This window comes from uncultured Rikenella sp., from assembly GCF_910579375.1.
In the GTDB taxonomy this organism is placed as follows: domain Bacteria; phylum Bacteroidota; class Bacteroidia; order Bacteroidales; family Rikenellaceae; genus Rikenella.
Window position 1 is genome coordinate 19,694 of record NZ_CAJTUJ010000020.1, and the last position, 8,295, is coordinate 27,988.

The 8,295-nt window shown below is 61.3% G+C and carries 5 protein-coding genes; 3 read left to right on the forward strand and 2 right to left on the reverse strand.

What is annotated here, in order from left to right; genetic code table 11:
- Positions 1–189: 189 nt before the first annotated feature.
- Together argH and QZ302_RS03540 are read right to left on the reverse strand one after the other, a co-directional pair.
- Positions 190–1,524 carry an argininosuccinate lyase gene (argH, locus tag QZ302_RS03535; protein WP_294592557.1) on the reverse strand — a complete coding sequence of 445 codons (1,335 nt, stop codon included), beginning with the start codon at positions 1,522–1,524 and terminating at the stop codon, positions 190–192.
- A 150-nt stretch (positions 1,525–1,674) separates the two neighbouring features.
- Positions 1,675–2,973, reverse strand: coding sequence for a cysteate synthase (locus QZ302_RS03540; RefSeq protein ID WP_294592559.1), 1,299 nt, complete (start codon positions 2,971–2,973; stop codon positions 1,675–1,677).
- Between the two features lie 198 nt (positions 2,974–3,171).
- Between QZ302_RS03540 and QZ302_RS03545 the strand changes: the two genes are divergently transcribed.
- The 3 genes from QZ302_RS03545 (at position 3,172) to QZ302_RS03555 (ending at position 7,820) form a co-directional block, all read left to right on the forward strand.
- Positions 3,172–4,137 carry an ATP-binding protein gene (locus QZ302_RS03545; protein ID WP_294592561.1) on the forward strand — a complete coding sequence of 322 codons (966 nt, stop codon included), beginning with the start codon at positions 3,172–3,174 and terminating at the stop codon, positions 4,135–4,137.
- A gap of 99 nt (positions 4,138–4,236) precedes the next feature.
- Positions 4,237–6,714, forward strand: a complete 2,478-nt coding sequence (locus tag QZ302_RS03550; RefSeq protein WP_294592563.1) for an ABC transporter permease — start codon at positions 4,237–4,239, stop codon at positions 6,712–6,714.
- Positions 6,715–6,755: 41 nt separating this feature from the next.
- Positions 6,756–7,820 (forward strand): DUF2807 domain-containing protein, encoded by a 1,065-nt coding sequence (locus QZ302_RS03555; RefSeq protein WP_294592565.1) that lies wholly within the window; start codon positions 6,756–6,758, stop codon positions 7,818–7,820.
- Positions 7,821–8,295: the final 475 nt, after the last annotated feature.

Here is an 8,295-nt window from a genome sequence, read left to right on the forward strand (position 1 = left end):
GGCTGATTTTAAAATAACGAAACATAATACATGTAATATCCATTAAATATTGTATACAAGAATATTTTTGACGGATATGCAAATTACAAAAACCGGAAACCCCGACCGCCCGAAGGCGGAAAGAGTTTCCGGTTTGAAAGATCAGGCACTCTTCGACCGGAATGCCATACAAAAGGAGACAGCCCCCGACTACTCCGCCACCAGCTCCGCCTCCGCCTGTAGAAAGCGGTCGAAAGCGAACCGCTCCAACACCGCCGCCATCAAAGCATCCACCCGATCCAGGCACAAGTTTCCGATGCTCCCCGCATGCGTGTGGTGCACCTCCCGCAACGGGCTGTACGTCCCGTTTTCAATCTCCAACCCCACCTGCCGATACGCCTCCCGAAACGGAACCCCGCTCAAAACCAGCCGGTTGACCACCTCGACACTGAACAGATAATCATACTTCGGATCGTTCAGGATATCGTGTTTCACTTCGATATGCTGCAACATGTAATCCGCCATCTCGACACACTCCCTGAGCGTCCGAATCGCCGGGAAAAGCACCTCCTTCAGCAGCTGCAAATCCCGGAAATAGCCCGTCGGCAGGTTGGTCGTCATCAGCGCGATCTCGTTCGGCAAAGCCATCAGCCGGTTGCACTTGCTGCGCATCACCTCCCACACATCCGGATTTTTCTTGTGCGGCATGATGCTCGACCCCGTGGTCAGCTCCGGCGGATAGGCGATAAATCCGAAATTCTGGCATAGGAACAGGCAGTTGTCCGTCGCCAGTTTATTGAGCGTCGCCGCCACCGCCGACATCGCCTGCGCCAACAGGCGTTCCGTCTTGCCTCGCCCCATCTGGGCATAGACCACATTGTGGCTCATCGTGTCGAACCCCAGCAGGCGCGTCGTCATCTCGCGGTCGAGCGGGAACGACGACCCGTAGCCCGCCGCCGATCCCAACGGATTTTTGTTGCACACCCGATAAGCCGCCTCCATCATCGTCAGGTCGTCCACCAGCCCCTCGGCAAAAGCGCCGAACCACAGGCCGAAGCTCGACGGCATCGCGATCTGGAGATGGGTATAGCCCGGCATCAAGACCTCCCTGTGCTGTTCGGCCAGCCGCTGGAGCGTGCGGAAGAGCCGTTCGACCCCTCCGACGATCTCATAAATCTCGCGCCGCAGATAAATCCGCAGATCGACCAGCACCTGGTCGTTGCGCGAGCGGCCGCTGTGAATCTTCTTGCCCGTCTCGCCGATCCGCCGCGTGAGCAGCAGCTCAACCTGCGAGTGGATATCCTCGACATCCTCCTCGATCCGGAAATCCCCCTGCTCCACCGTCCGGTAGATGGCTTTCAATTCGCGCTGCACGTCTGTCAGCTCGTCCTGCGCCAACAGCCCGATCGTCGCCAACATCCGCGTGTGGGCCAGCGAGCCGAGCAGGTCGGCGCGCGCCAGAGAGAGATCCATTTCGCGGTCAAGACCGACGGTAAATCGGTCTACTTCCGCCGTATCGGTGCCGTTTTTCTGCCAAAGTTTCATTTCCGGAATATTCAATAAGTATTCGTTCGGTACAAAAATACGATTTTCCCGCGGACTTGGGGCACCGAACACCGTCACGACAGAAAACAAGGCGGACTCTCCTCGGTAAAGGAGAGTCCGCCCGTTCGATCCGCTATCCGGCACCCGCCGTCAGGCAAACAGCTCTTCGACCGCCCGCACCACCTGCTCCTTGTCCGCATCTAACGGGAAAACACGGTGCGGCCGCAGGTTCCAGACCCGATTTCCCCGCTCGCGCCGGAACCGCTCTTCGCCCCCGCCCGTCACATTGAGCATCACGATCTTGTCGCGTTCCACCCGTCCGTCGCGCACCGCCCGGATCAGCGTGGCCAGCGCCACTCCCGCCGCCGAATAGATATCCACCCCTTCGAGCTCCTCGAACAGCCGCCGCGCCTCGCGCGCCTCCTCGTTGGTCGCCACCAGCACATCGCCGTCCGTCGCCACCAGCGCGTCGTACAGCCCCCCGTGCAAACTGTACGGCGGCTTCCGGTTCGAGAGCACCTTGGCGTCGATCGCCTCGGCATCGGCCCGCGCCTGATCCGCGTCGTAAGGCAGCATCTCGCGCGAGCCCGCCCGCCAGGCATCGTACATCGGCGTGAACGGCGCATTCTGCGACACCATCAACCGCATCAACTTGTTCCCGAACCGCCCGTCCTCGATCAGCCTCAGGTTGGCCTCCCACGCCGCAATCGCCCCCGTTCCGCTCCCCACGGCCTGAAAATAGTAGTCCGGGATCTCGCCGATGGCCGTCGTCGCCGACAGCACGGTCGTCCCCATCCCGTCCCTCCGCGCCACATTCTTCGCCCCCCCCTCGGCATAGCACCGCGGCGACGAGAGCGCCAGATTGCTCAGGTGAATCGCATCGAAATAGTCTCCCCCGCAGCACGGCGCGATGAGTTTCACGCACGGATCGAGCGGCTCCTCGAACCACAGCGCGCCGATATTGTCCTCCGGCACCGAGAGCAGCAGCGGAATCCGGTTATCCGAACACACCTTGGCAAAAGCCCGCGCCGTATTGCCCGCCGAAGCGACCACCAGCACGCGCTCCTCGCCCTCCGCCCGCCGGGCGCAGACGTTGTAAGCCTCCGTCTCCTTGAACGAGCAGGTGGTCATCCGCGCCCCCACCTCCGGGAAGTAGCCGCTGAAAGTGATATAGAGATTCTCCAGCCCCAAATACTCGGCCAGCTTCCGGCTCTTATAGGTCACCGGCGCATGGCTCCCGCGCAGCGTCCGCCGGATGGGCAGCCAGTCGCAGAAGCGATAGATGCCGTAAGCGTCGTCGCGCACGTTGAGTTGCCGCTCCGCATACCGGGCCCGCACCAGCGACGGTTCGCCGCACTCCGGATCGTCGAGCGTCCAGCCCTCGTCCTCGAATTCGCGTCCCGAAGCCACGCAGGTCAATGTATAGCGGGTAGGTGTAAATCGTTCCATGTCTTCGTCCTTGGTTTTTCGACAGGAATTCCCGCCCGAAAGCGGCAATACCCGTATTGTCTGCAAAAATAGGCAAAAGCCGTCCCCCGACCGTGGGTATTTATACCTAAATCGCCTCCCGATCCGGCCCGAGAGGCGAGAAACAGCAGGCTCACAGAGCAGAAAACGGCCGGAAAACCCTATCTTTAGCCTCCGAATATGGTACTCCTCGTCTTACTCGTCATCTCGATCGTCCTGCAATTTTTCGCCGCCGGCATAGCCATCCGGCTCACCCGAAAGACCAAATTCAGCTCGTCCTGGATCCTGATCACCATCGCGCTGGTGCTGATGTGCGTCATGCGCTTCGACGAGTTCGCCCACAAACTCTCGGACCGGACGGACGGACGGACGGACATGATCGTCATGCGCGAAGAGTACTACGTGTGGGTGGGCATCCTCACCTCATTCTGTTTCGCCGTCGGCATTTTCATGGTGAAAAAGGTGCTGAACTACCTCGCCCTGCGCGAGGAGCAGCGGCGGAACAGTGAAAAACGGCTCCTGAGCGCCGTGATCCGGGCCGAGGAGAACCAGCGGCAGATCATCTCGAAAGAGCTGCACGACGGCCTGGGCCCCCTGCTTTCGTCCGTCCGGATGAGCGTCTCGGCCCTCCTGCAACAGCCGCTCGACGCGACCCAAAAGGAGATTCTGACCAACACCGAGTATGTGGTCAACGAGGCGGTCAAGAGCCTGACCGAGATCTCGAACAACCTCAGCCCCCACATTCTGGACAACTTCGGCGTGGCACGAGCCCTCAACACCTTCGTTCACAAGCTCCAGCCGATGTGCCCCGCCACGCGGATCGTTCTCCGCACCGAAGGCATGCGCGACCTCCGTTTCGAACGCGACCGCGAGGTGATTCTCTACCGGGTGGTGTGCGAGCTGATCAACAACGCCCTGAAGCACGCCGGCGCCGCGAACCTGACGATCGACATGCAGGCCGACGGCGACCGAATTTCCGTGCGAGTGGCCGACGACGGCTGCGGGTTCGACCCCGAGACCGAACCGACCGGCATGGGGCTGTCGAACATCGCCTCGCGGATCAGTTCGATCCACGGCGAGCTGACCCTCGACAGCCGACCGGGAGGCGGCGGCACCCGGGTCTCGATCCGCATCGCCACCCGATAGCGGCAGTGTCCAGAAAATAGACACCCGATGTCTAAAAATTAGACACTTTCGGCCCATTCCTGTTTTTATAGTAATCTGAATATCAATCAATAAACCGCTTTGGCATTCGAATTGGAGGATGATTCGGTTGAATCATCCTCCAATCTTTTCCGTATGCTCCGCAACTACCTCCTGCTGACCCTCCGCCGCATCGAGCGACACAAACTCTTCTCCGCGGTCGATCTGCTATCGCTCGCCGTGGGGATGTCCGTCGCGCTTCTGATCCTCAACTACGTCGTTTTCGAACGGAGCTACGACTCGATGCACCCCGAAGGGGAACGGCTCTACCGGGTCGAAGCGCAGTTCTACGAAGGCAACACCCTGACCGACGACTGGGCCACCTCCTCCTACGGCTACGGCCCCGCCATGAAGCGCCACATTCCGGGCGTCGAGGAGTTTGCGCGATTCGACATCCACGGCACCGAACAGATCGTCCGCCACAGCGACCGGCAGTACCGCGAAAACAGCGTCACGGCGGTCGATCCGTCGTTCTTCGACCTCTTCGGCTTCCGCCTCCAGGAGGGCGATCCGGCCACAGCCTTAGCGGGGCCGAACCGGGTGGTCATCACCCCCTACGCCGCCGCCAAGTACTTTCCGGGCGAAGACCCTATGGGTCAGACGCTGCGTTTCCACTCGTCGGAGGGCGAACTGAACTGCGAAGTGACGGGCATTCTGGAGGAGATGCCGCGCAATTCGCAACTGCAATTCGACTTCTTCCTCTCGTGGCAGACCCTGCCCGTCTGGCTGGACGAATTCTGGTACCGGCACGAGGTCTACACCTACGTCCGCCTGGCCCCGGGCGTCGATCCCCGGGCGGTGGAAGAGGCCTTCCCCGCGATGGCGGAACGCTATAAAACCGACGAGGCCTTGCGAAACAAGACCTGGGGCATATCGCTGAATCCGGCGGCCGACGTCCACCTGACCCCGTGGAAGAAATACGAGCGCGAGGCCAAAGGGAGTCGGGCGGCAGTAACGACCCTGACCCTCGTCGCGCTGGCGATTCTGGCCATCGCGTGGATCAACTACATCAACATAGCCACCGCCCGGTCGCTGGAGCGGGCCCGCGAAGTGGGCATCCGGAAAGTCTCGGGCGGCACCCGCCGACAGTTGATCGGCCAGTTCCTGCTGGAGTCGGCCGTCATCAATTCGGCGGCCCTGCTGCTGGCCGCAGGGGCCGTATCCCTCTTCGGGCCGTGGTTCGACCGGCTGATCGGCCACGAAATCGGATTCGTGATGCTCGACCGGCCCATGTTCTGGATCGCCGCCGGAGGCATCTTCCTGCTCGGCGTGCTGCTGTCGGGCGCCTATCCGGCCTTCGTCATCTCGAACGTCCGACCGGCCACGATCCTGAAAGGCAAATACATCGGCACCGGTCGGGCGGGCGCCGTGCGACGCTGCCTGACCGTGTTGCAGTTCACCGCCTCGCTGGTGCTGATCGCGAGCACCTTCACCGTAGACCGCCAACTGGCCTACATGCGGGCCCAACCGTTAGGGGTGGAGACCCAACGCATCTTCGCCATCCGCTATCCGGGCTCGATGTCCGACCTGCCGGAGCGGATGAAGGCCTACAAACGGGCCCTGGAGGAGCGGAAAGAGGTAGAGCGGGTGACCCTCTCGAACGCCGTGCCGGGGATGGAGGTGGCGACCTTCCTCTCGAACCGGCTGACGAGCGACGCGACAAAACAGAACCGGCTATACGAGATGCTGGTGGCGGACGAGGATTATATCGACGCCTACGGACTGGCGGTGGTGGCCGGCCGCGGCTTCGGCCCGGAGTTCACGGGCGACGAAGACCGGATGGTCGTCAACGAAGCGGCGGTACAGGCGCTGGGATTCGCCACGCCGGACGAAGCGGTGGGCCAGCGCGTGACGGTCGAGACGCGCGAAGACCGGCCGATGGAGATCGTCGGCGTGGTGAAAGACTATCACCAGCAGGGGCTGCGAAACGGCTATACGCCGATCATGCTGATCCGCGAGAGCGCATTGGGATGGCTGCCGCAGAAGTTCGTTTCGGTGAAGTTCACCGAGAACGCGCCGGTGGACGAGCTGCTCCGGATCGCCGAGACGGAATGGCAGCGTTTCTTTTCGGAATCGACCTTCGACCGCTTCTTCATCGACCGTTTCTACGACGCGCAATATCAGGAGGAGAGCCGTTTCGGACGGGTTTTCGCCCTGTTTTCGGGCCTGGCCCTGTTCGTCGCGGTGGTGGGACTGTGGGTGATGGTGCTCTTCTCGACCAACCACCGACGCAAGGAGTTAGGCGTGCGCAAGGTGTTCGGCGCGACGGGGTTCGACCTCTTCCGATCGTTGTCGGCCGAGTTCGTCTGGCTGATAGCGGCGGCCGTGGCGATCGGCATCCCGCTGGCGTGGTATGCCATGCAGAGCTGGCTGGCGCGCTATCCGTTCCGGATCGGGACGAACGGGTGGCTCTTCGTCGTGCCGGTGGGGATACTGGCTGCCGTGACGCTGGCGACGGTGGGCAGCCGGATTCTGATCACGCTGCGCGCCAACCCGATCCGGTCGCTGAAAACGGAATAACACCCTGCATCGATTCGTCTGTTTTTAACCTTACAAACCTTATGAAAAGCATCCTGAAAACCGGCTTCCACGCAATCGTTCTACTCATCGGGCTCCTCGGCACTGCCGCGGCCCAGGAGACACCGCAGACACGCACCCTGACCTGTTTCGAGGGCGAGTCGATTCACGAGATTTTTCTGGCCGGGAATTTCGACGTGGAGATTCGGCAGGGCAGCCCGACGGGAGTCCTATTGGAGATTCCGGCCGACATCCCGACCTGTCCGACCACCCGGGACGAAGAGCGGGAAGGTTTTATCTCATCCGGAAATATGGGAGAAAACCTGTCCGACACCCTGCGTTATTCGTTGAAGCAGGGAGTCCTACGGCTTTACAACACGCGCCGCGTTCAGCTAAACAAAAAGAGCTCCGTCAGGCATGCGAAATCCGGCTTCCGGGCCCGGGCCGTCATTACGGTCAATGACTTGCGGAAACTGAGCGCTGCCGGCGACGGACAGATCCGGCTGGGGACGATACAGTTCCAAAATGCCGAATTCATCTGCTTCAACCGGACGGAGGTGACCGGCGCCGATCTGCGGGCCACCGGCAGGCTCTCGATTTCGGTTTTCAACCGCGCGAAATTCGAGGGGAACATATCGGACACTCCAGCGGTCAGCCTAAGTGTTTTCAACAACGGAGAGGCGAATATCCGCGTCGTCCATGTCGACCGTCTGGAGGGCACGGCGTTCAACACAGGCAAGATTCATGCGGCGGGCGAAGTCCGCAGCCTGACTCATCGGTCGTATAACAACGGGCTCTTCGACGTGACGCAGCTGACCGTGAAATCCTCTTTGACGAACGACGAAGCGGCCGTAACGACGGAGCCGAATCCCTCTCTGCTGCTCGTATCGACAGGAGCACGGTGCGTCATCGGCGACGAGCCCCGGATCGTGACAGCGGTACAGGGAGGCATTCAGCTGCGACAACCGGGGCCGGATGATACGACGGTTCCGGCGGCGCAGAAACAACGCGTGATCATGCTGGAAAAAGGGGCGAAAATCCGCATACAGAACGGTACGTATCGGGTGACAGAAGAGAGGGGTATGCTCGTCCTGCACAAAGAGGCCTGATCGCCCCGGGCTTCCGCGACGCAGGCTACAATGGACGATTGGGTGAACCGGTGAACGTCGGCAACGGCGGTTACAGCTGGGCTTCCACGGTCAGCGGTTCCAATGGCATGAACTTGAATTTCGGCGTGACGTGGCTCAATCCCAGCAGCGCACACAATCGCGGCCACGGTCTTCAGTTGCGTTGCCTCTTGGAATAAACGGGGCGAAAAGCATTCGAAAGATGGCAGTCTCAGCCCAAAGCGGGTCGGCTCCAACGGGGGCCAAACGAGCACCGCGAAGTGGCGGCCCTACGCCGGGGGTAGCTCCGGCCCGAGCGGCTCTGCGAGCCGCAGGAGCTCGGCCAAGAGTTCAGCCTAACTCACAGCCCAAATCTTTCGGGTTCGACCTTGTCATCCAAGCGGGTCGAAGCCTGCGGGGCCTAAAACGAGCATAGCGAGTTGCGGGCCTCCGCGGCGGGAAGCTTCGGCCCGCACGA